This window comes from Stenotrophomonas sp. FW305-C-20-S1, assembly GCF_058783335.1.
Genome location: NZ_JBYTEK010000010.1, coordinates 60,872 through 86,251, shown reverse-complemented (window position 1 = coordinate 86,251; position 25,380 = coordinate 60,872). Strand labels below are relative to the sequence as shown.

The 25,380-nt window shown below is 65.8% G+C and carries 29 protein-coding genes; 14 read left to right on the top strand and 15 right to left on the bottom strand.

All coding sequences use genetic code 11. From position 1 onward, the window contains the following. The 4 genes from AC3WTC_RS07650 to AC3WTC_RS07635 form a co-directional block, all read right to left on the bottom strand. Positions 1 to 2,280 carry a thiamine pyrophosphate-dependent enzyme gene (locus AC3WTC_RS07650; RefSeq protein WP_492711241.1) on the bottom strand — a complete coding sequence of 760 codons (2,280 nt, stop codon included), beginning with the start codon at positions 2,278 to 2,280 and terminating at the stop codon, positions 1 to 3. 89 nt (positions 2,281 to 2,369) lie between these two features. Beyond that, complete coding sequence (locus tag AC3WTC_RS07645) at positions 2,370 to 3,029, bottom strand: glutathione S-transferase family protein (protein WP_025876778.1); 660 nt, start codon at positions 3,027 to 3,029, stop codon at positions 2,370 to 2,372. A 178-nt stretch (positions 3,030 to 3,207) separates the two neighbouring features. Then, positions 3,208 to 3,750: a GNAT family N-acetyltransferase gene (locus tag AC3WTC_RS07640; RefSeq protein WP_080148439.1), complete on the bottom strand. Its 543-nt coding sequence runs from the start codon at positions 3,748 to 3,750 to the stop codon at positions 3,208 to 3,210. A gap of 98 nt (positions 3,751 to 3,848) precedes the next feature. Then, positions 3,849 to 4,688: a glycine zipper 2TM domain-containing protein gene (locus tag AC3WTC_RS07635; RefSeq protein ID WP_492711240.1), complete on the bottom strand. Its 840-nt coding sequence runs from the start codon at positions 4,686 to 4,688 to the stop codon at positions 3,849 to 3,851. Positions 4,689 to 4,851: 163 nt separating this feature from the next. Between AC3WTC_RS07635 and AC3WTC_RS07630 the strand changes: the two genes are divergently transcribed. Then, entirely contained in the window at positions 4,852 to 5,067 is a 216-nt protein-coding gene (locus AC3WTC_RS07630; protein ID WP_080148438.1) for a DUF6116 family protein, read from the top strand. Beyond that, positions 5,064 to 5,834 carry a TatD family hydrolase gene (locus AC3WTC_RS07625; protein WP_492711239.1) on the top strand — a complete coding sequence of 257 codons (771 nt, stop codon included), beginning with the start codon at positions 5,064 to 5,066 and terminating at the stop codon, positions 5,832 to 5,834. The genes AC3WTC_RS07630 and AC3WTC_RS07625 overlap by 4 nt, the downstream gene beginning before the upstream one ends. Before the next feature lie 78 nt (positions 5,835 to 5,912). Here the strand turns inward: AC3WTC_RS07625 and AC3WTC_RS07620 are convergent, their stop codons facing one another. Further along, complete coding sequence (locus AC3WTC_RS07620) at positions 5,913 to 6,740, bottom strand: tRNA threonylcarbamoyladenosine dehydratase (RefSeq protein ID WP_025876770.1); 828 nt, start codon at positions 6,738 to 6,740, stop codon at positions 5,913 to 5,915. A 79-nt stretch (positions 6,741 to 6,819) separates the two neighbouring features. On the opposite strand from AC3WTC_RS07620, the gene AC3WTC_RS07615 reads away from it, so the two are divergent. Together AC3WTC_RS07615 and AC3WTC_RS07610 are read left to right on the top strand one after the other, a co-directional pair. After that, the gene (locus AC3WTC_RS07615) at positions 6,820 to 7,254 is read left to right on the top strand and encodes a hypothetical protein (RefSeq protein ID WP_492711238.1); all 435 of its coding nucleotides are present in this window, start codon (positions 6,820 to 6,822) and stop codon (positions 7,252 to 7,254) included. A 130-nt stretch (positions 7,255 to 7,384) separates the two neighbouring features. Beyond that, positions 7,385 to 7,882, top strand: coding sequence for a glycine zipper 2TM domain-containing protein (locus tag AC3WTC_RS07610; RefSeq protein ID WP_025876767.1), 498 nt, complete (start codon positions 7,385 to 7,387; stop codon positions 7,880 to 7,882). Between the two features lie 88 nt (positions 7,883 to 7,970). Here the strand turns inward: AC3WTC_RS07610 and AC3WTC_RS07605 are convergent, their stop codons facing one another. Beyond that, positions 7,971 to 8,180, bottom strand: coding sequence for a cold-shock protein (locus AC3WTC_RS07605; protein ID WP_025876765.1), 210 nt, complete (start codon positions 8,178 to 8,180; stop codon positions 7,971 to 7,973). Positions 8,181 to 8,417: 237 nt separating this feature from the next. Here AC3WTC_RS07605 and AC3WTC_RS07600 point away from each other — a divergent pair, with 237 nt between their 5' ends. The 3 genes from AC3WTC_RS07600 to arsC all read left to right on the top strand — a co-directional run bounded on the left by AC3WTC_RS07600 (position 8,418) and on the right by arsC (position 10,521). Then, on the top strand, positions 8,418 to 8,903 hold the full coding sequence (locus AC3WTC_RS07600) for a DUF456 domain-containing protein (RefSeq protein WP_033831531.1): 486 nt from the start codon (positions 8,418 to 8,420) through the stop codon (positions 8,901 to 8,903). 122 nt (positions 8,904 to 9,025) lie between these two features. Next, positions 9,026 to 10,180, top strand: a complete 1,155-nt coding sequence (locus AC3WTC_RS07595) for a phospholipase A (RefSeq protein ID WP_032978835.1) — start codon at positions 9,026 to 9,028, stop codon at positions 10,178 to 10,180. Then, entirely contained in the window at positions 10,180 to 10,521 is a 342-nt protein-coding gene (gene arsC, locus AC3WTC_RS07590) for an arsenate reductase (glutaredoxin) (protein ID WP_032978833.1), read from the top strand. Before AC3WTC_RS07595 ends, arsC begins: the two co-directional genes overlap by 1 nt. A gap of 94 nt (positions 10,522 to 10,615) precedes the next feature. Here arsC and AC3WTC_RS07585 read toward each other — a convergent pair whose 3' ends face one another. The 4 genes from AC3WTC_RS07585 to AC3WTC_RS07570 all read right to left on the bottom strand — a co-directional run bounded on the left by AC3WTC_RS07585 (position 10,616) and on the right by AC3WTC_RS07570 (position 13,707). Then, positions 10,616 to 11,251: a glutathione S-transferase family protein gene (locus AC3WTC_RS07585; RefSeq protein ID WP_223482869.1), complete on the bottom strand. Its 636-nt coding sequence runs from the start codon at positions 11,249 to 11,251 to the stop codon at positions 10,616 to 10,618. A gap of 53 nt (positions 11,252 to 11,304) precedes the next feature. Further along, entirely contained in the window at positions 11,305 to 11,607 is a 303-nt protein-coding gene (locus AC3WTC_RS07580; RefSeq protein WP_080148872.1) for a hypothetical protein, read from the bottom strand. 56 nt (positions 11,608 to 11,663) lie between these two features. Further along, the gene (locus tag AC3WTC_RS07575) at positions 11,664 to 11,900 is read right to left on the bottom strand and encodes a hypothetical protein (protein WP_229655617.1); all 237 of its coding nucleotides are present in this window, start codon (positions 11,898 to 11,900) and stop codon (positions 11,664 to 11,666) included. 289 nt (positions 11,901 to 12,189) lie between these two features. Further along, on the bottom strand, positions 12,190 to 13,707 hold the full coding sequence (locus AC3WTC_RS07570) for a fumarate hydratase (protein WP_025876754.1): 1,518 nt from the start codon (positions 13,705 to 13,707) through the stop codon (positions 12,190 to 12,192). 147 nt (positions 13,708 to 13,854) lie between these two features. On the opposite strand from AC3WTC_RS07570, the gene sigJ reads away from it, so the two are divergent. The 4 genes from sigJ to AC3WTC_RS07550 all read left to right on the top strand — a co-directional run bounded on the left by sigJ (position 13,855) and on the right by AC3WTC_RS07550 (position 18,176). Beyond that, entirely contained in the window at positions 13,855 to 14,751 is an 897-nt protein-coding gene (gene sigJ / locus AC3WTC_RS07565) for an RNA polymerase sigma factor SigJ (RefSeq protein WP_492711237.1), read from the top strand. Positions 14,752 to 14,787: 36 nt separating this feature from the next. Next, positions 14,788 to 15,237 (top strand): carboxymuconolactone decarboxylase family protein, encoded by a 450-nt coding sequence (locus tag AC3WTC_RS07560; RefSeq protein WP_025876752.1) that lies wholly within the window; start codon positions 14,788 to 14,790, stop codon positions 15,235 to 15,237. Between the two features lie 208 nt (positions 15,238 to 15,445). After that, on the top strand, positions 15,446 to 17,317 hold the full coding sequence (locus tag AC3WTC_RS07555; protein ID WP_059064636.1) for an ABC transporter ATP-binding protein: 1,872 nt from the start codon (positions 15,446 to 15,448) through the stop codon (positions 17,315 to 17,317). Between the two features lie 79 nt (positions 17,318 to 17,396). Continuing rightward, on the top strand, positions 17,397 to 18,176 hold the full coding sequence (locus tag AC3WTC_RS07550) for a ferredoxin--NADP reductase (protein WP_049466610.1): 780 nt from the start codon (positions 17,397 to 17,399) through the stop codon (positions 18,174 to 18,176). Positions 18,177 to 18,243: 67 nt separating this feature from the next. Here the strand turns inward: AC3WTC_RS07550 and AC3WTC_RS07545 are convergent, their stop codons facing one another. Beyond that, positions 18,244 to 18,723, bottom strand: a complete 480-nt coding sequence (locus tag AC3WTC_RS07545; protein ID WP_140225774.1) for a glutathione peroxidase — start codon at positions 18,721 to 18,723, stop codon at positions 18,244 to 18,246. 159 nt (positions 18,724 to 18,882) lie between these two features. Here AC3WTC_RS07545 and AC3WTC_RS07540 point away from each other — a divergent pair, with 159 nt between their 5' ends. Both AC3WTC_RS07540 and AC3WTC_RS07535 read left to right on the top strand, forming a co-directional pair. Continuing rightward, the gene (locus tag AC3WTC_RS07540; RefSeq protein ID WP_032978818.1) at positions 18,883 to 21,051 is read left to right on the top strand and encodes a M3 family metallopeptidase; all 2,169 of its coding nucleotides are present in this window, start codon (positions 18,883 to 18,885) and stop codon (positions 21,049 to 21,051) included. 375 nt (positions 21,052 to 21,426) lie between these two features. Beyond that, positions 21,427 to 21,894, top strand: coding sequence for a hypothetical protein (locus AC3WTC_RS07535; RefSeq protein WP_140227398.1), 468 nt, complete (start codon positions 21,427 to 21,429; stop codon positions 21,892 to 21,894). Positions 21,895 to 21,962: 68 nt separating this feature from the next. Here AC3WTC_RS07535 and cfa read toward each other — a convergent pair whose 3' ends face one another. From cfa to AC3WTC_RS07520, 3 genes are read right to left on the bottom strand one after another with little or no spacing between them, the layout of a single operon-like run. Further along, a complete protein-coding gene (gene cfa, locus AC3WTC_RS07530) occupies positions 21,963 to 23,078 on the bottom strand; it encodes a cyclopropane fatty acyl phospholipid synthase (RefSeq protein WP_312401445.1) in 1,116 nt (371 codons plus the stop codon). A gap of 19 nt (positions 23,079 to 23,097) precedes the next feature. Next, positions 23,098 to 23,979, bottom strand: coding sequence for a DUF3298 and DUF4163 domain-containing protein (locus AC3WTC_RS07525; protein ID WP_105165031.1), 882 nt, complete (start codon positions 23,977 to 23,979; stop codon positions 23,098 to 23,100). A 36-nt stretch (positions 23,980 to 24,015) separates the two neighbouring features. Continuing rightward, positions 24,016 to 24,318 carry a GNAT family N-acetyltransferase gene (locus AC3WTC_RS07520; RefSeq protein WP_025876743.1) on the bottom strand — a complete coding sequence of 101 codons (303 nt, stop codon included), beginning with the start codon at positions 24,316 to 24,318 and terminating at the stop codon, positions 24,016 to 24,018. Positions 24,319 to 24,526: 208 nt separating this feature from the next. On the opposite strand from AC3WTC_RS07520, the gene AC3WTC_RS07515 reads away from it, so the two are divergent. Further along, positions 24,527 to 24,688 carry a hypothetical protein gene (locus AC3WTC_RS07515; RefSeq protein WP_162887673.1) on the top strand — a complete coding sequence of 54 codons (162 nt, stop codon included), beginning with the start codon at positions 24,527 to 24,529 and terminating at the stop codon, positions 24,686 to 24,688. A 62-nt stretch (positions 24,689 to 24,750) separates the two neighbouring features. Here the strand turns inward: AC3WTC_RS07515 and AC3WTC_RS07510 are convergent, their stop codons facing one another. Beyond that, a complete protein-coding gene (locus AC3WTC_RS07510; RefSeq protein WP_492711236.1) occupies positions 24,751 to 25,377 on the bottom strand; it encodes a rhomboid family intramembrane serine protease in 627 nt (208 codons plus the stop codon). Between the last annotated feature and the right edge of the window lie 3 nt (positions 25,378 to 25,380).

The following is a 25,380-nucleotide window of genomic DNA, read 5'->3' as shown; positions in this document are numbered from 1 at the left end:
TCAGGGTTCCTGCGCCAGGTCGAGGGCGGCGCCAATCACCGCATTGTCGCTTGGAAGCCCGAACATTGCTGCCCCCGCCAGCGGCGTATAGGTATCGGCACCGCAGACCCGGCGCACGGGCAGGTGACCATGGCCGGCCTCGACCAGCGCGGTGATCACGCCCTCGCCTACGCCCCCGCTCCGGCGCCCTTCATCCAGCACCAGCACCCGTTGCGCGGTGGCAGCCTGGGCGCCGATGAAGGCCGCATTCAACGGCACCAGCCAGCGCAGGTCGACCACACGCACCTGCCAGCCCAGCTGCTGCTCGATGGCGACTGCTGCGCGCAGCGCCATCGGCACACCGTTGCCGTAGGTGAAGATCACCAGATCGCCGGCATCCGGCGCATACACCCTGCCCTCGCCCAGCACCAGCGCCTGCCCGGGTGCGGGGTAGTCGAACAACCACTGGCCGTCGCCGGCCGCGTGCAGATCCTTGGTCATGTAGAGGGCGATCGGTTCAAGGAACACCGCTACCCGACCATCCACGCGGGCCAATGCCGCCAATGTGCGCAGCATCATCACCGCATCATCGCCACGCGACGGACAGCCCACCACCAGCCCCGGGATGTCACGCAGCGCCGTGATCGAATTGTCGTTGTGGAAATGGCCGCCGAACCCCTTCTGGTAGCCCAGCCCGGCCACCCGTACCAGCATCGGGTTGCGGAACTGGTCGTTGGAGAAGAACTGCAGCGAGCAGGCCTCGCCACGTACCTGGTCGATGGCGTTGTGCAGGTAGGCCAGGTACTGGATTTCCGGGATCGGCAGCATGCCCATGTTGGCCAGCCCCTGGGCCATGCCCAGGATCATGGTCTCGTCCAGCAGCGTGTTGAACACCCGGCGCGGGCCGAAACGGCGCAGCAGGTCGCGCGTCACCGTGTAGACGCCGCCTTTCTGCGCCACGTCCTCGCCAAACAACAGCGCCTGCGGGTACTTGCCCAGCAGCTCCTGCAGCGCATGGTTGATCTGTATCGCCAGATGCCGCGGCGGTTGCCGTTCGGGCAGCGCATCGGCGCCGCCGTACAGTGCCTGCCGGGCCTCGATGGGCGCCACGCGCTCGGCCTCGGCCTGCACCGCTGCGGGCGTATAGGGTGCCAACGGCGTGATCACTTCCTGCAATGTCTGCAGCTTCGGCCGCGAATCGGCATCGATGGCGGCGGCCATGCAGCGCGCGCGCAGGGTTTCATAGGCGGCCTCGACGCCCGCCGCATCCATCCAGCCCGATTCCAGCGCGATCTGCGCCGAGCGCAGCAGCGGGTCCTGCGCCTCGGCCGCACACAGCTCGGCCAATGCGCGCCATTCCACTTCGAAGTCGGTACCGGCGTGGCCCATCAACCGCGTGGTGCGCAGGTGCAGGAAGGTGGGCCGACGCATGCGCCGGCAATGCTCGACCGCCGCATGCACCTGCGCGTGTCCGGCCGCCAGGTCCAGGCCATCGGCAAAGAAATAGTCCAGGCCCGGTTGCCGGCTGAAGCGCTCTGCGATCCATCCTTCAGGGGTCTTCACCGAAATACCCAGGCCATTGTCCTCGCAGACGAACAGGATCGGCACCGGCAGCTTCTGGTAGGCCGACCACATCGCGGTATTGAACGCAGTCTGCGCGGTGGCATGGTTGGCCGAAGCGTCGCCGAAGGAGCACATCACGATGCTGTCGGCGGGAATCGGCAGCGGCTGGCTCAGGCGCCTGCCACTCTCAATCGCCAGCGCGGTACCCACCGCCTTGGGCAGGTGCGAGGCGATGGTCGAGGTCTGCGGCAGCACCCACAGCGGCTTGCTGCCCCACACTTTGTGACGGCCGCCGCTGGCCGGATCATCGGCACTGGCGGCGAAGGACAGCGCGGCGTCGCGCACCGGATCCATGCCGGGCACCAGCCGCGCACGCTCGGCCATGAACGCGCCGGAACGGTAGTGCAGGAAGGCGGGGTCGGTATGGCGGCAGGCGCGCGCAAGCAGCGCGTTGCCTTCATGACCGGACGAGCCGATGGTGTAGAAGACCTTGTTCTGCACGCGCAGCACGCGCGCCATCAGGTCCAGCTGGCGACTGAGCAGCTGCGATTCGAACAGTTCGCCGAAGGCGGCGGCGGTGAGGGTACTGCCCGGCAGGATCGGCGCATCCGGCGCCGGGCGCGGCCGCGGGATGCCGCTCCAGGCGCGTACGGCCTCGAGGAAATTGACGTCACAGACCTCGGCGCGATTGAGACCGCGCATGCGTGCGGGAATGGGATCAGGAACCACAGCGAACATCGAACACCCTCCGTGTCGTTGTTGCAGACCGTAACGCCAAGGCTGCCCGACCCTTCCGCTGGTCGAGCACGCCCGACGCTGCAGGGGAATCAATCCGGTGCGTTGAACCGCGCGCGCACCTCGGCGGTCACCGCAGGCATGGGCACGAAGCGAGGCTGCGCTCGCACCCGCTGCAACCAGGCCCGCACCTGCGGGAATGGATCCAGTGCGATGCCACCGTCGGCGGCGACATCGGAATAGGCAAACAAGGCGATATCGGCGATACCGTAGTCATCGCCGGTGAACCACTGCGCCTGGCGCAGATGTTGCTCCATCACCGCCAGCGCGCTGGCAGCGCGCTCATGCAGGCGCGGCAGTTCAGCACGGCGTGGCGAGTCGGCGGGTGTCCAACCGCGGATGAAGCGTGCCACCGCCACGCAGGGTTCATGCGTGTACTGCTCGAAGAACATCCAGCTCAATGCCTGCGCACGCTGCCAACCGTCGGCGGGAAGATACGGCGTCCCCTCGGCCAGCCAGAACAGGATCGCATTGGACTCGGTCAGCACGCGGCCATCGTCGCGCACGATCAACGGCACCTTGGCATTGGGGTTGAGAGCGAGAAATTCCGCGGTATGGGTCTGGCCGTGGGCACTGTCCACCTCCACCCAGCGGTAGCGGCTGCCAAGCTGTTCCAGCAGCAGGCGCACCTTGTGGCAATTGCCCGAGACCGACATGCCATGCACCGTCAACGCAATGCGTTCTTCCACCATTGCCTGCTCCAGGGAGGTCCCGGCCTGCAGCCGGCTGTCCGCAGTCTGGCAAGCAGCTTGGCGATTGCCAAGCGCGGGTGCAGCATGGCGATTCGGTCGTGCCGGCCGCTGGCCGGCAACCTTGATGCAGCTGGATTCGTGCGATTGCCGGCCAGCGGCCGACACTGCCGGGCAGCGCTCAGCGTGGGCGCTGCTGCCACTGCCCGCGCGATTGCCCCCAGATTTCCAGCGGCTTGCCTTCATAGGGCGGTGGCAACTGCCCCATGCGCAGCAGCGTACTGCCGAGCTTGCGTGCAACCACCTTCGAGTTCTCGTTGTCTTCGGCGATGGTGTGGATCACCTCGTCCCAGCCCAGCGTATCGAACGCCCAGTCGATGGCCGCGATCGCCGCCTCCGGTGCGTAACCCTTGCCCCAGCTGGCACGGCGGATGCTCCAGCCGACCTCGGTACCGGGCCAGTCCTGCGGCTGCCACGGCCCCATGCGACCGATCCATTCACCGCTGGATTTCTCGATCACGCTGAACATCGAGAAGCCGAACAGCTGCCATGCGCCGGCCAGGCTGCAGAAGCTGCGCCATGCCACCGAGGGTGCCTGCACACCGCCCAGCGTGCGCATCACCTCCTCATCAGCGCAGAACGCCAGATAGGGGGCGTAGTCCTGCCGCTGCGGCGGACGCAGGATCAGGCGTTCGGTTTCAATGCGCAGGTCGAAGATGCTCATGGCGTCATGGTAGAGCCACACCACGCGTGGATGAACCCCACCCATAAAAAAACAGGCCAGCAGCGGCTGGCCTGTTCGTTACCGATGTTGCCGGAGAATTACTGACGGTTCGCGGTCGCGTCGCCGGCTGCAGCCGTCTGGGTGACCAGCTGCCCATCCACCACCGGCAGGCGATCGCTGGCCGGCTTGTTGTCCATACGCACGGTCTTCTCTGCGCCGTCGTAGCGGTAGGTCACGTTGTAGCCCTTGACCACGTCGCTGGTGCCCATGGCAATGCGGTTGCCCGGCTTGCTGCCCATGCGCATCGTGCCGGTGGTGCCGTCTTCATTGCGGTAGGTCACGTTGTAGCCGGTGACGCGGCTCGACTCGGAGGTCGCCGTTTCGGTGTGGCACTGGCGCTCGGTGCGGTTGACCACACGGCCACCCACATGGCGCTTGTCGACCTGGTTGCCGATGAAGCCACCGGCCACGGCACCGGCAGCGGTCGCGGCCTTCTTGCCATTGCCGCCACCCACCTGGTTGCCCAGCAGGCCACCGACCACGGCACCGACCACGGTGCCACCGACGTTGCCATCACGCTCGGGCAGGCGTTCCTGCACCACCACGTCCTGGCAGACCTCATGCGGGGTCTGGGTGGTGGACGTCTCGCGTACCGGATCGGTGCCGATCACGGTGGCATAGGCCTTCTGCTTCTCGGTGATCGGATCGACCTTCAGCACATCGGCGTATTCCAGGCCACGCGGCGCACTGGCGTCCACTGCGTCGCCACGTGCGCCATCGTCGGTGGCATTGCCATCGACCAGGCGCGATTCACTCGGGTTTCCGGCGCTCAGCTGCTCCGGCGACCTGTCGCCGCTCTTCATGAAGGCGGCGGTGGCGATACCACCGACCAGCAGCGCGCCCGCTGCGACCAGGACAGTTGTAGTTGTGCTTTTCATGACCTGCTCCTTGCGGACCGTCCGCAACGTTCTCAGGCCAGATTGCAGCATGCGGTGCCTGAACGGAATCTCCACATTTCCTGCTCACCGCCGTAACCCATTCAGCATCTGGAAATGCTGGGCCCGTGGTAGCGTTTGCACATTCCCCAGGAGGACCTCCGCCATGGCCAACCCGATGCTGCTGCCGGTCCTGCAATGGGCGCGCCGGCTGCGCTACCCCACCCTGTTCAAGCTGACCGCCGGCCTGTTCGCGCTGACCCTGTTCATCCCCGACCCGATTCCGTTCGTCGACGAACTGATGCTGGGCTTGGGCACCCTGCTGCTGGCCAACTGGAAGAACCGCAGCGCGACCACGCCACCGCCCCTGGAGCAGCGTTGAACCTGCTGGTCGACAGCCACTGCCATCTGGATGCCAGCGAATTCGATGGCGACCGCGCGGCGGTCATCGACCGCGCGCGCGCTGCCGGCGTGCAGTGGCAGGTGGTTCCGGCGGTCACTGCGGCCAGCTGGCCAAAGCTGCGCGAGGTCTGCCAGCAGGCGACGGGGCTCTACCCCGCCTATGGCCTGCACCCGATGTTCCTGGACCAGCACCGGCCCGAACACCTGCCACAGCTGCGTGAATGGATCGAACAGGAGCGGCCCTGCGCGATCGGCGAATGCGGGCTGGACTTCTTCGTCGAGGGCCTGGATGCCGAGGTCCAGCATGAGTATTTCCTCGGCCAGCTGACGCTGGCGCGCGAGTTTGACCTGCCGGTGATCGTGCATGCCCGCCGCGCAGTGGATGCGGTGATCACCGCGATCCGCCGCATCGGTGGCCTGCGCGGGGTGGTGCACAGTTTTTCCGGCAGCCCGGAACAGGCCGCACAATTGCACAAGCTGGGATTCCTGCTTGGCCTGGGCGGACCGTTGACCTACGAGCGTGCGCAGCGCCTGCAGCGGCTTGTCCGCGAGATACCGCTGGAACAGTTGCTGCTGGAGACCGATGCGCCGGACCAGCCCGACGCGGGTATCCGTGGCCAGCGCAACGAGCCGGCGCGGCTGGCGGTCATCGCCCGGCACATCGCCGCACTGCGCGGGATGGAACTGGATGCAGTGGCGCAGGCCACCACGGACAACGCCCGGCGGCTGTTCAACCTGCCCACCTGACCGGTAGCGCCGGGCCCTGCCCGGCGGCATTATGTTGGTCGCGCTGTGCGCTCGCTGGGCCTGGCCCGGCTCTACCGATCACGCGTCGGCGTGATCCTCGGCCACTTCGGCCTTCACCTTCTTCGGCTCCAGCAGCATCTCCAGCGCCTTGCCCACGGCCGCGAACGCAAACGCGCCGGTGATGTGGGTGGCCGCGCCCAGGCCGGCGCCGCAATCGAGCTTCAGGGCCGCATCCGCGCCCAGGTTCGGCCGCAGGCCACAGACGCTGCCGTCGGCCTGCGGATATTTCACGTTTTCCAGCGAATACACCGCCGGCACGCCGAAATAGCGCTTGGCATTCTTCGGGAAGTTGAATTCGCTGCGCAGCTTCTTGCGGATCAGCGCCAGCATCGCGTCATGCTCGGTGCGCGAGACATCGCGGATGCGAACCAGGGTGGGATCGGTACGGCCGCCGGCCGCGCCGACGGTCAGCAACGGCAGCTTGCGGCGGCGGCACCAGGCGATGGTTTCCACCTTCACCCGGAAGCTGTCGCAGGCATCGATCACCAGGTCGAAACCGCGGTCCAGCAGTTCGGCCATGTTGGCCGGGGTCAGGAACGCCTGCACGGCGTCGACCTCGATCTGCGGATTGATCGCCCGGCAGCGCTCGGCCATGGCCTCGGCCTTGTTGCGGCCGTAGTTGCCTTCCAGCGCCGGCAGCTGGCGGTTGGTATTGGATACGCAGATGTCATCGGCATCGATCAGGGCCAGATGGCCCACCGCCGAGCGCGCCAGCGCCTCCACCACCCACGAGCCGACGCCGCCCATGCCGACCACGGCAACACGGCTGCCCTGCAGGCGCTCGAGCGCGCCGACGCCATACAGCCGTTCAATACCGGCGAAGCGTTGTTTGACCTGTTCGTTCATCCAGCTATTTTAACGTGCAGGTCCCCTGACTACAGCACGACGACGCCGAACCCACCGTTGCACGCCCGGAGCGCCCGCCATGAGTGCCAGCCCACCCCGCAGCCCGTCCACCGCCTACCGCTATCTGTTCGTGCTCGGCCTGGGCCTGCTGATCGGCCTGATTGCCACGGTGATGGTCGGCCGCGCACTGCAGGCACGCCGCGATCCGTTCCCGGACAGCCTGATGCAGGTAATGCAGCGGCAGGCGGATCTGCTGCAGCAGGCTCAGCAGCAGAACCGCTGCAGCCTGGCCGACAGCGTCCCGCGCCTGCAGGTGCTGCGCCTGCTGTCCAACGATCTGGACCAGGCCTTCCCCGGATTGAAGGACAGCCGGCAGTTCCAGCAGCACGCCAGCCAGTACCGGGCCGATCTCAATGCGGCATTGGCCAGCCCGCCGATCGACTGCAACGCGTTGGCGCAGCAGGTCCAGGCACTGCAGGACGGTTGCCGGGCCTGTCATCAGGACTTCCGCTGATTCATCTTCGAGTGGGCGAAGGCCGAGGTGGTTGGCGCCTTGTTCACGTTGGAAAGAGGAGGATTCGCTCACCCTGCTGCATGACGCAGTACCACCCAACGCACCCGCCTTCACGGCCAGGAGATGCCCCATGAAGATCCAGCTCATCGCCGCCAGTGTCATCGCAACCGTCGGCCTGGCCGGCTGTGCCACCTCGCCGGGCTATGGCGGTGGTGGTTACAACAACAGCGGCTACAACAACGGCGGCTACGGCAACAACTCCGGTTACAACCAGGGCCGCTGCGCCGACTGCGGCATCGTCACCCGCATCAATGCCGTGCAGTCCGGCCGTACCGCGCCCTCCGCCACCGGCGCGATCCTCGGCGGCATCGTCGGCGCGGTTGCCGGCCATGAGATCTCCGACCACACCGGCGGCAGCCGGGGCAACAAGAACATCGCCGCCGCCGCTGGCGCCGTGGGTGGCGCATTGGCCGGCAACCAGATCCAGAAGAACGTCACCAGCGATACGTATGACATCAGCGTGCGCATGGATGACGGCCGCACCATCGTGGTCAACCAGCGCGACCTCGGCGGCATCCGCGAAAACACCTATGTCCGCGTGGTCAACGGCAAGGTCATCCTGCGCTGAACCGCAGCGGGCTCCGGCCGATCAGAACCGGAGCAACAAAAAAAGGCCCGCTTGCGCGGGCCTTTTTCATGCCGGCAAGCGGCAGGTATTACGCCGGCTGTACCTTGTCAGCCTGCAGGCCCTTCTGGCCCTGCACCACTTCAAAGCTCACAGCCTGGCCTTCCTTGAGGCTCTTGAAGCCCTGGGTCTCGATGGCACGGAAGTGCACGAACACGTCCTCGCCATTCTGCCGGCTGATGAAGCCGAAGCCCTTGGCATCATTGAACCACTTCACGGTACCGTTCTCGCGATCAGCCATCTCACTAACTCCCTTTGACTCTCTACTTGTTGTTGGATACGCCTGTTGGGCGGCTGACAAGCAAGGGGGAAGCGAGGTGCATCGATGCAGCGGATCGGAACGATCTTGCTTCATCAGGCCACGATCCACGGTGACCTTGCCAAGCTCAGCGACTGCAACTTAACCCGACCAAAACGAAAAAGCAACTGGCAAAAACCTTTCACTGTCAACCCCAAAAAGACAACCATACTGGACAGCATGGACCTCTCATTCATCTTGTATCTGCTAGCGGTCATTTTTGTCCTCATCGGCATCGCCGGCATCGTCCTGCCGGCCCTGCCGGGCATCCCGCTGGTCTTCATCGGGCTGGTGCTGGCGGCCTGGGCAGACGGCTTCGTCCATGTCGGCTGGCCCACCCTGCTGATCCTCGGCGTGCTGACCGCGCTGTCGCTGCTGGTCGACGTGCTGGCGACCGTAGTTGGCGCCAAGCGCGTGGGCGCCAGCCGCAAAGCGCTCTGGGGCACCTTCATCGGCAGCATCGTCGGCCTGTTCTTCATGCCGATCGGATTGTTCGCAGGGCCGTTGCTGGGCGCGCTGCTGGGCGAGTACTGGCATACCCGCGAACTCGGCCGCTCGACCAAGGTCGGGCTGGCCACGTGGCTGGGCATCCTGCTGGGCCTGGCGCTGAAGCTGGCGCTGGTGATCGCGATGCTGGGCCTGTTCGCCTTCGCCTGGTTCCTGTGAGGCATGCGGCCTTCACGCAGCGCGCACGCACACGCCGGGCATAAACCCGTGGGGCTGGCCGTTACCGGATGCAGCCGCCACACTGTCCCTCTTTCCGCATTCATTCCGAAGGGCCTGCTGCAATGACCCTCTCTCCGTTGTTTCCCCGTCTTGCACCGCTGGCGTTGGCCCTGGCCAGCGCGCCACTGGCAGCGCAGGAATTCGCGCCCAGCGCCGAGGCCTCGCCGGCCGCCTGCGCAGCCATCACGACCGATGCTGCCCGTCTGGCCTGCTACGACCGCCAGTTCGGGCGCACGCCTCAGGCCACCGCCGAAGCTGATGCGGCCGCCGAAGCCGCCGCACAGGCACGTCGCGAGCAGCGCGACACCACGCGGGTGAGCCAGGGCGAGGAGAAGCTGCGCGAGCGTGTCAGCGATCTGTTCCGGTCCGAAGCGCCGGACAGCGCACTTGCCAATGCCGGCCGCGGTTCGCTGCTGGACAGCCGCTGGGAACTGGCCGAGGACTCCAAGCTGGGCCCGTTCCAGCTGCGCGCGTACAAGCCTGTGTACCTGCTGCCGGCATTCTGGACCAGCGACCGCAACACCATGCCGCACTCGCCGAACCCGGCCAACAGCGTGACCACCCCGCAGGTGCTGGACAGCGCTGAGCTGAAGTTCCAGATCAGCTTCAAGACCAAGATCGCCGAGAACCTGTTCGGCGACAACGGCGATATCTGGGCGGGCTATACCCAGAGTTCGCGCTGGCAGGCCTACAACGGCGAGGACTCGCGCCCGTTCCGCGAGACCAACTACGAGCCGGAAGTGATGATGGTGTTCCGCAACGGCTACTCGATCGGTGGCTGGCGTGGGCGGATGACCGGCATCAGCCTCAACCACCAGTCCAACGGCCGTGCCGATCCGCTGTCGCGCAGCTGGAACCGGGTGATCCTCAACGTCGGCCTCGACCGCGAGAACTGGGCACTGGTGCTGCGCCCCTGGTACCGCATTCCCGAGACCCGCAGCGACGACAACAACCCGGACATCGAGGACTACATGGGCCGCGGCGACGCGACCCTGACCTGGAACCACAAAGGTCACGAGGTCTCGTTGATGGCACGTCATTCGCTGCGCACCGGTGACCGCTCGCACGGCGCGCTGCAGCTGGACTACGGCTTCCCGATCAGCAACCTGCTGCGCGGCCATGTGCAGATCTTCGACGGCTATGGCGAGAGCCTGATCGATTACAACCACAAGGCGACCTACGTCGGCGTGGGCGTGTCCCTGCTGGAGTGGTTCTGATGGATGTGACGATCTGGCACAACCCCGCGTGCAGCAACTCGCGCGGGGCGCTCCAGCTGATCCGCGACGCCGGCTTCGAACCGGTGGTGATCGACTATCTCGGCAGCCCGCCCGACGTGGCCACGCTGCGCCAGGTACTGGCCGAATCCGGCCTGGCCGCGACCGGGCTGGTGCGCAGCAAGGAACCCGAGTTTGCCGCACTGGGTCTGCAGGGAAGCGATGACGACGCCCTGCTGGCCGCGATGGCCACCCACCCACGGCTGATCAACCGCCCGGTGGTACGCACCGCGAAGGGTACCCGCCTGTGCCGCCCCCCGGAAACGGTGCTGGAGATCCTGTAACCCGCCCCGCTTTGGTAGAGCCGAGCCATGCTCGGCTGCGGTTCGCGTGCCACCCGTGAATGCAGCCGGGCATGGCCCGGCTCTACAGAACGGGTTACCGCCAGTCGGTGATGCCTTCGCGGCGATAGACCTCGGCGAACGCCGGGCGCGCCTTCAAGCGATCCGCATACGCCTTCAATACCGGCCAGTGGTCGCTGGGCGTGGGCATGTTGCGTGACCAGCGCATCAACATCACCAGCATGAAATCGACCACGCCCGGCGCATCGCCGAGCAGGTAGGGATCGCCGTCCTGCAGGTGTGTGGCAACGTGCTGCCACGCTGCCTCCAGCTGCTGCCGTGCCATCGTACGCACCGCCTCGATGCACTCGCCACCCGCTGCTTCATGCGGATAGAACCAGGCGCGGTATGCCGGCTGCACGGTGTTGGCGCACCAGAACATCCAGCGATAGGCCTCGCCGCGTTCCGGTGTGCCGACGGCAGGCAACAACCCTGCCTGCGGATGACGGTCTGCCAGATACAGCGCGATCGCGGCCGCCTCGGTCAGTACCTGGTCGTCGATCAACAGGGTCGGCACCCTGCCCGCCGGATTGAGCGCCAGGTAGCCAGCTGATTTGTGCTCGCGCGTTTCGAAATCGAGCAGCACCAGTTCGTGCTCGATGCCGAGCTCGATCAGCAGCCAATGCACCACCAGCGAGGCGGTGCTGGTGGAACCATACAAGGTGGTGCGCATAGGACCTGTCCTGGGCGGGGAACGGCTGATTATGCGCGCTGTCCCCGGCGTGGTCAGCCGCAGGTGCTCATGCAGGTATCACGACGCTCGCCGCAGCCCATCATCGGTGCGCGCAGCGTGCAGTCGTGCGCCTTCAACTCGCAGGAACGGCGCAGTTCCGGATGCTCGATGTCCTTGCAGCGCTGGTCCGGCGTCGGTGCCACCTGCTGTTCGCAGCTGGACTGGCGGCTGCCGATCCCCTGGCCTTCGGCCATGCAGCTGCGATAGCTGGCCTGGCACTGCATCTGGCACTGGGCACCGGCGCTGAAGCCGCCCCCACCGCCATACGACGAAGATGACGTACTGCAGCCGGCCATGACCAGCAGGGTGACAAGGGAGAGGCTACGCAACAGGTTCACAGGACGCTCCTTGTTCAATAGACCGGAAGACTGCCGGAAGAACGGATTTCGCTCACCGATCCACCGCAGTCGAGTACGCACTGCGCCCGGGTCGCATCGCAGGCGCGCGTATTGGCTGCGGTGGCGCAGTACGCGCCGGCGCCACGTGCACCCTCGCAACGATGCCGCATCTTCTCGTCAGCGATGTCACTGCATCTGTCGATGACGCGCTCCTTGTCCGACTGACAGCTCTGCTGCGCCATCTCGGCCATCGACCGTGCCTGATCCGCGCACTGCATGTGCCGCTGCGCACACCCCGCCGCACACACACGGCCGGCCTCGCTGGTGGGTTGCTCGACGTAATACTGCGGCGCGCAGCCCACCATCAAGGCAAGGGCGACTGCGGCGAAAACATTGCGTATTCCTTGACGCACAAACAGCTTCCCTTGCCTGGCAACGCGCACACCCTAGCAAAGCCGCACGGTTGCAGTCGTTAAACGAAGAACGGCGCCACCCGGGCGCCGTTCTGCAATCGGACGGGCGTGGTCGACGCCGCGCCGATCACTCCACCACGACAGGAATCTTGCCGATGCGGGCCTGCCACTCGCGCGGGCCGGTCTTGTGCACCGACTCGCCGGTGGAATCGACGGCCACGGTCACCGGCATGTCTTCCACGGTGAACTCGTAGATCGCTTCCATGCCCAGGTCCGCAAAGCCGACGACCTTGGCCGCCTTGATCGCCTTGGACACCAGATAGGCCGAACCACCGACGGCCATCAGGTAGGCCGACTTGTGCTTCTTGATGGCCTCGATCGCGGCCGGACCGCGCTCGGCCTTGCCGACCATGCCCAGCAGGCCGGTCTGTGCCAGCACCTGCTCGGTGAACTTGTCCATGCGGGTGGCGGTGGTCGGACCGGCCGGGCCTACCACTTCGTCGCGCACCGGATCGACCGGGCCGACGTAGTAGATGAAGCGCCCCTTCAGATCGACCGGCAGTTCCTCGCCCTTGTTGAGCATGTCGACCATGCGCTTGTGCGCGGCGTCGCGGCCGGTCAGCAGCTTGCCGTTGAGCAGCAGGGTCTGGCCCGGCTTCCAGCTGGCCACGTCTTCCGGGGTGATCGTGTCCAGGTCCACGCGGGTGCCCTTGGACGCGTCGTAGGTCAGCTTCGGCCAGTCTTCCAGCGACGGCGGATCCAGCATCACCGGGCCGCTGCCATCCAGGGTGAAGTGCGCATGGCGGGTGGCGGCGCAGTTCGGGATCATCGCCACCGGCAGGTTGGCCGCGTGGGTCGGGTAGTCGTTGATCTTGATGTCGAGCACGGTGGTCAGGCCACCCAGGCCCTGCGCACCGATACCCAGTGCGTTGACCTTCTCGTACAGCTCCAGACGCAGTTCCTCGATGCGGTTGGACGCACCACGGGCCTGCAGCTCGGTGATGTCGATCGGCTCCATCAGCGCTTCCTTGGCCAGCAGCATCGCCTTCTCGGCAGTGCCGCCGATGCCGATGCCGAGCATGCCCGGCGGGCACCAGCCCGCGCCCATGGTCGGCACGGTCTTCAGCACCCAGTCGACGATCGAGTCGGACGGGTTGAGCATGGCGAACTTGGTCTTGGCTTCCGAGCCACCGCCCTTGGCGGCAACGATCACCTCCACGGTGTTGCCCGGCACCACCTTGACGTTGACCACGCCAGGGGTGTTGTCCTTGGTATTGATGCGCTTGCCGGCCGGATCGGCCAGCACCGAAGCGCGCAGCTTGTTGTCCGGGTACAGGTAGGCGCGGCGGATGCCTTCGTTGGCCATGTCCTCCACGCCCATGGTGGCGTCATCCCAGCGCACGTCCATGCCGATTTCCAGGAACACGGTGACGATGCCGGTGTCCTGGCAGATCGGCCGATGGCCTTCGGCGCACATCCGCGAGTTGATCAGGATCTGCGCGATCGCCTCCTTCGCTGCCGGCGACTCCTCGCGCTCATAGGCGGCGGCAAGGTTCTTGATGTAGTCGACCGGGTGGTAGTACGAGATGTACTGCAGCGCGTCGGCGACGGACTGGATGAGGTCTTCCTGCTTGATCGATGTCACGGATTGCTCGCTTGCTGAAGGCTGGCGGGGGTAATCCGCCCATTTTACCCCCTCCCTCGACCGTGGGGTGGTGGTGCCGGCCGCTGGCCGGCAAGATCCGACCCTGCCCTCTGTCACGCTGCGCCCCGCTGGCGCGTCCTTGCCCACATGAACGCCGAAACCGCCTTCCAGACCCACCGCCCACGCCTGATGGCGCTGGCCTACCGCCTTCTTGGCAGCCGCAGCGACGCCGAGGACGTGGTCCAGGACGCCTGGCTGCGCTGGGCCGGCAGCGATGCGGCCGCCATCGTCGACCCCGAGGCCTGGCTGGTGACCACCACCACCCGGCTGGGGCTGGACCGGCTGCGGGCAGCCAAGCGTGAACGCATCCACTATGTCGGCCCGTGGCTGGCCGAACCGCTGGCGATCACCCTCGAACCCGACCCGGCGCCCGGCCCCGCGCAGCTGCACGCGCTGGCCGACGACGTCTCCGTGGCCTTCCTGACCCTGCTCGAACAGCTCGGACCGGAGGAGCGCGCTGCCTTCCTGCTGAAGGAAGCCTTCGACCACGACTACCGCGAGATTGCCGAGCTGATCGGCCACAGCGAGGCCAATTGCCGCCAGCTGGTGCACCGGGCCCGGCAGCGCCTGCAGTCTGGGCGGCCGCGCTTCAATGCCGATGCCAGCCAGCACCGGCAACTGCTGGCGCGCTTCATGGACGCTTCCCAGCGTGGCGACAGCGAGGCCATCCAGGCGCTGCTGCATGCCAACGCGCTGCTGGTTTCCGATGGCGGTGGCGTGGTCACCGCAGCGGTGCGACCACTGCGGGGTGCCGAGCGTATCGGCCGCCTGTACTGGGCCATCGCCCGTCGCGGCGCGGCGCATCCGGCACAGCTCGGCTACGTCAATGGCGAACCGGCGATCCTGCGTTTCGAAGGCGACCACCTGCACTCGATCACCACCATCGAGGTGGTCGATGGCCGCATCGCCAATCTCTACAGCGTGCTCAATCCGAACAAATTGCCGTCGGTTGTCACGCGCGGCGATGCTGCGGCGTCCTTGTAATGAAAGGCGGCCACCGTGGCCGCCGTGGAGCCGAAAATGTCCGACCACGCCTCGCCCCGCGTTCCCTACACCCGCCTGGCCGCCGATGCCTTCAAGGGCCTGCTGGCCACCAGCAAGGCGGTGCATGACAGTTCGATCGATCCGACGTTGATGGAACTGGTGTTCCTGCGCGTGTCGCAGCTCAATGGCTGTGGCTACTGCATGGACATGCACGGCACGGCGCTGCGCAAGGGCGGCATCGAACCGCGCAAGCTGGATACGCTGCCCGCTTGGCACGAAAGCCGCTTCTTCGACGACCGCGAGCGCGCGGCGCTGGGCTGGGCCGAGGCGCTGACCCGGTTGACCGATGGCGCACCGTCGCAGGCGGCGTTCGATGCGCTGGCACCTCACTTTGATGAAAAAGGCATCAGTGACCTGAGCATGGGCATTGCAGTGATCAATGCCTGGAACCGGCTGGGGGCTGGGCTGCTGCCACCGCTGCCGTGATTCTCGGCGGGGCCAGTCTCGCGCTGGCCTCGGTAGATCCACGCCATGCGTGGATGCGGGTGGGTCCAGCCCTTCGCATTGCGAAGGGCTCTGACCCGATTCGGGCCGATGGGGTCAGAGCCCTTTGCACAGCAAAGGGATCCGACCCCGTGCGGCCACACGGCTGCCCTGACCCCACCTGCACGTATCAGGCGCGCACAATGGCGGCATGCCCGCCTCTCCCATTGCCGGCGCTGCCGGCGCCAAGAAACCCAGCCTGCGCCAACGCTTCAAGGCGATGCGCAACCTGCCGCCGTTCCTGCGCCAGGTGTGGCAGACCAGCCGCGCACTGACCCTGGCCAGCCTCGGCCTGCGCCTGATCCGTGCGCTGCTGCCGGTGGCGATGTTGTACGTCGGCAAGCTGATCATCGATACCGCCCTGCACCTGAGCCAGCACGGAGCCGGTTTTCCGCCGATGGGCGAGGCGCTGTCCAGCGGCCTGCTCAATCCACTGCTCGGCCTGCTGGCACTGGAATTCGGCCTGGCGATCGCCTCGGACCTGCTCGGTCGGCTGGTCAGCTACGCAGATGCGCTGTTGTCGGAGCTGTTCGCCAACGCCACCAGCGTGCGCCTGATGGAACATGCGGCGACCCTGGACCTGGAGGATTTCGAGGACCCGGACCTGCAGGACAAGCTGGACCGCGCACGGCGCCAGACCATGGGCCGGATGAACCTGATGAGCCAGCTGTTCGGCCAGGTGCAGGATGCGATCACCGTTGCCAGCCTGGCCGTCGGCCTGCTGGTCTACGCACCGTGGCTGATCCTGCTGCTGGCGCTGGCGCTGGTGCCGGCCTTCATCGGCGAGTCGCACTTCAATGCGGCCGGCTACAGCCTCAACTTCCTGTGGACGCCGGAGCGCCGCCAGCTGGACTACCTGCGCCAGCTCGGTGCCAGCGTGGAGACGGCCAAGGAAGTAAAGATCTTCAACCTGCACCGGTTCCTGGTCGACCGCTACCGCAGCCTGTCGGCGGCACTGTTCCTGGCCAACCGCGCGCTTGCCCGGCGGCGGGCGTTCTGGGGCACGCTGCTGGCCGCGCTGGGCACGCTGGGCTACTACACCGCGTATGCCTATATCGCCTGGCGCACGGTGCGTGGCGATTTCTCGATCGGTGACCTGACCTTTCTCGCCGGCAGCTTCCTGCGCCTGCGCCAGTTGCTGGAAGGCCTGCTGATCGGGTTCTCGCAGGTGGCCAGCCAGGCGCTGTACCTGGACGACCTGTATTCGTTCTTCCAGATTGAACCGGAAATCCACTCGCGCCAGGACGCGGTGCGCGTGCCGCAGCCGATCCGCGAGGGCTTCATGTTCGAGGACGTGGGCTTCCGCTACCCCGATGCCGAGCAATGGGCCGTGCGCCACCTGGATTTCCACCTGCACGCGGGCGAAGTACTGGCGCTGGTCGGCGAGAACGGCGCGGGCAAGACCACCCTGGTCAAGCTGCTGGCACGCCTGTACGAACCGGACGAAGGCCGCATCCTGCTGGATGGGCGCGACCTGCGCGACTACGACCTGGACGACCTGCGCGCCAATCTGGGCGTGATCTTCCAGGATTTCGTGCGCTACAACCTCAGTGCCGGCGAGAACATCGGTGTCGGCCAGGTCGAAGCGATGGACGACCGCGCGCGGATCTCCGATGCCGCCCGCCGCGGCATGGCCGAGGAAGTGATCGCTGCCCTGCCCGGCGGCTACGACCAGCAGATCGGCCGCCGCTTCCAGCAGGGCGTGGACCTGTCCGGTGGGCAGTGGCAGAAGATCGCCATTGCCCGTGCGTGGATGCGCGATGCACAGGTGATGATCCTGGACGAGCCCACCGCGGCACTGGACGCCCGCGCCGAGTTCGAGGTGTTCCAGCGGTTCAGGGAATTGGCGGATAATCGTACGGCAGTGCTGATTTCCCACCGCTTCTCTTCAGTACGCATGGCCGACCGCATCCTGGTGCTGGCCGATGGCCGGATCGAAGCCAGCGGCACGCACGAGCAGCTGATGGCCCAGGGCGGCCGCTATGCCGAACTGTTCGAACTGCAGGCGGCCGGTTATCGCTGAGAACGCCTCTCGTTCCGCCTAATGAGAACCTGTCTCATTTGAGATAGAATTGACCCGACGACTTCCGATAGATACGCCCATGTCCTCCGCTTTCGGCGCCGAAACGGTGCTTGAGGTCCGCCACTGGACCGACGCCTACTTCAGCTTCACCCTCACCCGTGACAGCGGTTTCCGCTTCGAGAACGGCCAGTTCGTGATGATCGGCCTGGAGACCGATGCGCGGCCGCTGCTGCGCGCGTACTCCATCGCCAGCGCCAACTGGGAAGAACAGCTGGAATTTTTCAGCATCAAGGTGCAGGACGGTCCGCTGACCTCGCGCCTGCAGCACATCAAGCCAGGCGACAAGGTACTGGTCGGCAAGAAGCCCACCGGCACCCTGCTGATCAGCGACCTGCACCCGGGCAAGCACCTGTACCTGCTGGGCACCGGCACCGGCCTGGCGCCGTGGCTGTCGGTGATCAAGGACCCGGAGACCTACGAGCGCTTCGACAAGGTGATCCTGTGCCACGGTGTGCGCTACGAAAAGGACCTGGCCTACCGCGATTATTTCGAGAAGGAACTGCGTGAGCATGAGTTCCTGGGCGAAATGGTCGGCGACAAGCTGCTGTACTACCCGGCGGTGACCCGCGAGCCGTTCCCGAACCAGGGCCGCCTGACCTCGCTGATGGAAAGCGGCGAGATGCAGCGCACGCTCGGCCTGCCCGAGCTGAGCCCGGAAAACGACCGCGCGATGATCTGCGGCAGCCCGCAGATGCTGGCCGACCTGCGCACCGTGCTGGACAGCCGTGGCTTCCAGACTTCGCCGCGCATCGGTACGCCCGGGCACTACGTGTTCGAGCGCGCGTTCGTCGAGAAATAAGCTGCCTCGGTAGCGTCGGGCCATGCCCGGCGGATATCGGTCGCCGGGCATGGCCCGGCGCTACCGGTCACAACACCGCCTCGATGCCGCCGCGCAACTGCTCCGGCTTGGTGGTCGGCGCATAGCGATCCACCACCTGGCCCTGGCGATCGACCAGGAACTTGCTGAAGTTCCACTTGATGCGGGCGATACCCAGCAACCCGCGCTTCTCATGAGACAGCCATGCCCACAGCGGGTCGGCACCCTCGCCATTGACCTCGATCTTCTGCGACAGCGGGAAGCTGACCGGGTAATCGATCGAACAGAACTGGCGGATCTGCGCGGCATCGCCCGGCTCCTGCGCGCCGAACTGGTTGCAGGGAAATCCGATCACCACCAGGCCGCGATCACGATAGTCCTGCCACAGCTGTTCCAACCCGGTGTACTGCGGGGTAAAGCCACAGCGGCTGGCCACGTTGACCAGCAGCAGCGGACGGCCCTGGTACTGTGCCAACGCCTGCGGCTGGCCTTCAAGGTCGCGGAAGCTGAAATCGTAGGCAGTGGTCATGGCGGATGGCCGTGGGCGGTGATTGCATGGTACCCGGGCAGCCACCCAGGGGGTGGCCCTGCTGCGGGGCGGCTTTGCCAACATGCCTTTTGACACAAGTGCGGGCGCGCCGGGCCGGGTTACCCTCGGGCCCTTGTTTGCCTTACCGGAGTATCGACCTTGACCACCCGCCTTGCCCTTGCCGTGGCCATGACCCTCGGCCTTGCCCTGCCCGCCTATTCGGCCAGCGCCGCCGCCCCGGCCGCCGCTGCCAATGCCCAGCAGGCCAATCCGTTCTTCGCCGACAGCCCGCTGCCGCTGCATTTCCCGCAGTTCGACAAGATCAAGGACAGCGACTTCGCCCCGGCCTTCGACGCCGGCATGGCGCAGCAGCTGAAGGAAGTGGAGGCGATCGCCAACACCAAGGCCAAGCCGACCTTCGACAACACCATCATCGCCCTGGAAAAGAGCGGTGACACCCTGGACCGCGCGACCACCGTGTTCTTCAGCCTGGTCGGCGCCGACACCAACGACACCCGCAAGAAGCTGCAGGCCGACTATTCGGCGAAGTTCGCCGCGCACAGCGATGCGATCGCGCTGAACGGCAAGCTGTTCGCACGCATCCAGGCGCTGTATGACAGCCGCACCACCCTGGGCCTGGACGCTGAAGGCGTGCGCCTGGTCGAGAAGTACTACGACAATTACGTGCGCGCCGGCGCCAAGCTGTCCGAGGCCGACAAGACCAAGCTGAAGGAAATGAACGCCGAGCTGGCCAACCTCGGCACCAAGTTCAGCCAGAACGTGCAGTCGGAAGTGAACGCTTCGGCGATCACCGTCAACGACGTCAAGGAACTGGACGGCCTGTCCAAGGAGCAGATCGCCGCTGCCGCCGAAGCCGCCAAGGCCCGTGGCCTGGACGGCAAGTACGTGATCACCCTGCTCAACACCACCGGCCAGCCGCCGCTGACCAACCTGGCCAACCGTGCCCTGCGCCAGAAGATCTACGAAGCGTCCACCACCCGCGGCAGCCGCGGCGGTGAGTTCGACAACACCGCGCTGGTCGCGCGCATCATGCAGCTGCGCGCCGACAAGGCCAAGCTGATGGGCTTTGCCAACTTCGCCGCCTACAACCTGACCAACCAGACCGCCAAGACCCCTGAAGCGGTCAATGCGATGCTCGGCAAGCTGGCCCCGGCAGCGGTGGCCAACGCCAAGCGCGAAGCCGCCGACCTGCAGGCAATGATCGACCAGGAACAGAAGGCCGCCGGCAAGCCGACCTTCAAGCTGGAGCCGTGGGACTGGGCCTTCTACAGCGAGAAGGTGCGCCAGGCCAAGTACAACTTCGACGAATCGCAGCTGAAGCCGTACTTCGAGATGAAGAACGTGCTGGAGAACGGCGTGTTCTTCGCCGCCAACCAGGAATTCGGCCTGACCTTCAAGCAGCGCACCGACCTGCCGGTCTACCACGATGACGTCACCGTCTATGACGTGTTCGATGCCGACGGCAGCCAGCTGGCGATCTTCATCTTCGACCCGTACGCACGTGCCTCCAAGCGCGGCGGTGCATGGATGAACTCGTACGTCTCGCAGTCCAAGCTGACCGGCTTCAAGCCGGTGGTGGCCAACCACCTGAACATTCCCAAGCCGCCGGCCGGCCAGCCGACCCTGCTGACCTGGGATGAAGTGAGCACCACCTTCCACGAGTTCGGCCACGCCCTGCACGGCATGTTCTCGAATGTGAAGTATCCGTACTTCTCGGGCACAGCGGTGCCGCGCGACTTCGTCGAGTTCCCCTCGCAGGTCAACGAGATGTGGGCCGACAATCCGGCCATCCTGAAGAACTACGCCAAGCACTACCAGAACGGCTCGGCAATGCCGCAGGCACTGCTGGACAAGGTGCTGGCCGCGGCCAAGTTCAACCAGGGCTTTGCCACCACCGAGTACCTGGGCGCCGCCATGCTCGACCAGCGCTGGCACCAGATCGGCCCGGACCAGGTCCCGGCCGCCAAGGACGTGATGGCCTTCGAGCGCGCCGCGCTGGAGAAGGACGGCATCTACTATGCGCCGGTTCCGCCGCGCTACAGGACCCCGTATTTCAGCCACATCATGGGCGGCTACTCGGCCGGCTACTACGCCTACATCTGGTCGGAAGTGCTCGACGCCAACACCCAGAAGTGGTTCCGCGACAACGGCGGCCTGAGCCGCAAGAACGGCGACCACTTCCGCGCGACCCTGCTGTCCAAGGGTGGCAGCGTGGATGCGATGCAGCTGTTCCGCGATTTTGCCGGCCACGAGCCGCAGATCGAACCGCTGCTGGAAAAGCGTGGCCTGACCGGCACCGGCAACTGATCGCCGGCACCGCATAGCGTGAAACGAAAACCGCCCGGGAGACCGGGCGGTTTTTTTTTCGCCGGGGCGGACCTGGCGCATTGCCGATGCTGGCCTTTTACCCGCTGTCGCATTCGCCTCTTGCCATGACGTAGGTGCAAGAAGATGGCCGCGTCATATACCCGTCATTCAGCCCGATACAGCAGTTCGCGACACCGCTTGTCGCAAATCAAATGAAGTTGTCAGGAGAAGATCATTCCACGACGAAATTTGACAGTGGCCCCAGAACGCGCGGTGCCGCTTGTGGCCCACTCGGCCCCGACCGACCACGGAGGGAGGCGAGCACAGGAGGTGCGAACGCCAGTCAATCGTCCTGACTTCCCGTTGTGAAAAAACATGAAAATGCGCTTCAAAGCTCCCTTGCTGTGTGCCAGCGTGCTGGCTGGCATCGCAACCTTTTCTGCATCCCAGGCCATGGCTGCAGGACGTGCCTACGACACGCAGGAGGTTGCCTGCAACGATCCGGCAGATGCGGTCTGTCTGTCGTGGAACCTGCAGACCGCTCCGGGCGGATCCCGCACGGCCGGCATCAATGTGACGCTGATGGAGGGCGAGAGCATTTCCGGCGTCGTCAAGCCCAAGGCAAACCGGTACACGACGACCAAGCTGCGCGCCAATCCCGACCTGGACATCTACATTGGCATGGGCTTTGAACCCACCGAAACGCAGTTCACCTGCAAGGTCGATGAGCTCGAGGAATGCCGCATGAGCGGACGCAATCTGCCGCCGATGCACTTCAAGGTCAGAGCCCGAACCGACACGGCCAACACGTCGTTGGGATACGTCTACACCGTCGCCAACTGACGCAAGGGTGATGCCGCAGCAGCCCGGCAAGACGGCGGGCTGCTGCGGTTGCGCGCCTCCGCCGGCGATCACCGCGGCGCTACATATCCCCCGGGCACGCCCTCCGGCGACAGCACCAGCTGCCACAGCTGCGCATGCCGGCAGCGGAAGCTGGCCATCGATCCGGCCAGATAGAAACGCCACATGCGCCGGAAATGTTCGTCATAGCGCGCGTCCAGCCGCGGCCACGCCGCTTCCACGTTGCGCCGCCAGGCTTGCAGCGTCAGGTCGTAGTCGGTACCGAAGTTGTGCCAGTCCTCCAGCACGAAGCGCCCTTCGAACGCCCGGCTGATCTGCACCGCCGACGGCAGCATCGAATTGGGAAAGATGTAGCGGGCGATCCACGGATCGGTGCGGTGACGCGAAATGTTGCTGCCGATGGTATGCAACAGCAGCAGTCCCCGCGGCGAGAGGCAGCGCCGGGCCACGTCGAAAAAGCTGCGGTAGTTCTTGTCGCCCACGTGTTCGAACATGCCGATCGAGAAGATCGCATCGAAAGGTTCGTCAAGTTCGCGATAGTCCTGCAGCCGGATCTCGATCGGCAGGCCAGCGCACAGCTTGCGGGCGAAGTCGGCCTGCTCCTGCGAGATGGTGATGCCCACGCCACTGACACCGTATCGTTCGGCGGCGAACTTCAGCGCCTCGCCCCAACCGCAGCCGATGTCCAGCACGCGTTGCCCGGGACGCAGCCCCAGCTTGCGGCACACCAAGTCCAGCTTGGCTTCCTGCGCGCCATCCAGATCGTCGGCATTGCGCCAGTAACCACAGCTGTAGACCAGGCGCTGGCCAAGCATCGCCTGGTACAGGTCATTGCCAAGGTCATAGTGGCGGCGGCCGACTTCGTAGCTGCCCGCCCCGGACTGCAGGTTGAACAGGCGCGCCTTCAAGGCGTCGGCTACCTCGCGCCAGCCGTGCACCCGTTCGTCCAGGTGCGCCTGCATCAGGTGGAACAGGAACTCATCGAGGACGTTGGCATCCCACCAGCCGTCCATATAGCTCTCGCCCAAGCCGAGTGAGCCGTGCGCGATGACCCGCGCGAAGAAGCGCGGGTCATGCACCTGGATATCCTGCGGCCGGGTTCCATCGATCTGGACCCCGGCCTCGTGGAGCAGGCCGGTGACCCGCTCCTGCAACCCTGTATCCACGTCACCTCCTCGTCTACGGTTACCCGCGCGCGAACAGCTCCACGTAGTCCTTGGCCACGTGTGGCAACAACACCGAGGCCGGCACATCGGCGGTCTGGGTGCCGTCCGAGTATGGACCCACCTGGTAGGGCGGGAACACGAAGCGCAGCGCGGTGATCTGTCCCTTGTCGTCGGTCAGCGGCTGGAACTGGCTGAAGTTGTCGGCCTGCGGACCGGTGCCGTCGGCGATCATCCGCGAGGCATTGCGCAGCGATTCCTGCAGCTGCGACGGGTCCATGTCCTCGCCGCTGAGGCGGGTGGCCACACGCTCGCGCAGCTGGTCGGCGACGAAATCGCTGATCGCTTTCCATCCCTTGGCATCGGCCACCAGCTTCTCGGCGCTCAGCATCTGCTGCTGCGCCGGCAGCCACACGAAACGAGCAACCAGCGGTTCGCCATGGGCGCCGCCGGTGTAGCGGCTGCCGTCGGCACTGACCACCACCAGCTGCGGCGTCTCCAGCAGCTTCTCGAAGCTCAGCGACAACTCATAGGGCATGGTCGGCTTGTCGTTGCCCAGCCCGTCCAGCGCCTGCTGCAGATCGCTGCGGGCGGAGGTGGCATAGGCCTGCAGCGCGCGTGCCAGGCCCGGATAACGATCGATGCCCGCCGGGTAGCTGATGCCGACCACTTCACGTTCGTTGTTCTCGATCACATCGCGCAGATCCAACGGCGCTTCCGCCGCGGGTGCCTCGGCGGTGCCGGTGGTTTCGGCCGCAGGTGCGGCATCGGTGGCCGGAGCCGCCTCGTTCTCGCGCTGGCAACCGGCCAGCAACAGCACGCCCATAGCGCCGGCCAGCACGCTGGCGTGCAGTGGCCGGTTGTTTCCAATCTTCATCGGGATCCCCTGTTCATGTTCATGCATCATCGCCTGCCCTGGCTGAAGGGTGGCCCGCTGGATTCAGCCCACAAGCAGATCGTGGTACTCCTCGTGCCGCTGCAGGAACGCCTCGGCATAGGCACATGCCGGCACCACCTTGTACTTCTGCTCACGGGCGAAACGCAGTGCGACCCGGGTCAGCTCACCGGCAATGCCACGTCCGGCGATCGGCTCGGGCACTTCGGTATGGGTGATGACCATCCGCCTGCGTTTGATCTGGTACTCCAACAGTGCCACCTGCCCGCGCACGCGGGCGGTGAAACGGTGGTTGACCTGATCGTGTTCGACCTCGTAAGCCAGACCGGGGGGCGTGACCGAAGCCATGGGACTGTCTCCTGCGGCGACTGCGTGGATGGTGCGCACGCGGGCGCCATGATCGCGTGAAGTCTGAACAGGGACAAGTCTGCGCCCGTTGCGTCACTTGTTGCCCTCAAGCTTCAGGCCAGCCGGCCGCTACCCCCTCTGCAGGGGTGCGCCAGCCTGGCATGCCCCTTGCGACAGTTGACCAAGCGATCTGCCGTGGAGGCCCGTGATGCACCCCAGCGATTCCCAATCCGATACCGATCACGCCCTGCTGGAGGGCCTGCTGCAACTGGCCGTGGAGGGACAGACCGAAGACCAGGCGTTCCAGAGCATCGGCGAGGAAGTCTTCTCCCGCCTGCTCGATACCTACGGTCAGCAGACCCGGGCCTGACCCGGAGCGGGGCCGCAGCCCCGGGGGTCGGATCCGGCGGATCCGACCCCGCCCCCCCCCCCTCAGCCGCCGCCGAGGCGGAAGGTCGGGTTGGACAGTTCGCGCAGGAAGTGACTGAAGATGCTCGGCTGCATGGCCAGCATGAAGATCACGCCGAACGCCGCACCGGCCAGGTGCGCGCTGTGGTTGATGCGATCGCCACCGCGCTTGTCCATCCAGATGCTGTAGCCGACGTAGAACGCGGCATAGACGATCGCCGGCGCCGGGATGAAGAACACCAGGATGATCGACCACGGCTTGATCAGGATGAAGGCGAACAGCACCGCCGACACTGCCCCGGACGCTCCGAGGCTGAGGTAGTTCGGGTTCTTCTGGTTCTTCAGGTAGCTGGGCAGGATCGAGACCAGCAACGCACCGACGTAGAACGCCGGATAGACCAGGTAGCTGCCGGTCAGCAGCACCATCACGCTCTCGATGAACCCCCCGAAGAAGAACAGGGTGATCATGTTGAAGATCAGGTGCGACCAGTCGGCATGGATGAAGCCGTAGGTGATCAGGCGGTCGTACTGGCGGTGGCGATCCACCGCCGGCGGCCACAGGATCAGGCGGTCGGCCAGCTTGCGGTTGTTGAACGCCATCCACGACAGGATGGCGGTGATGGCGATCAACAGCAGATTGACGGGGGTCATGTC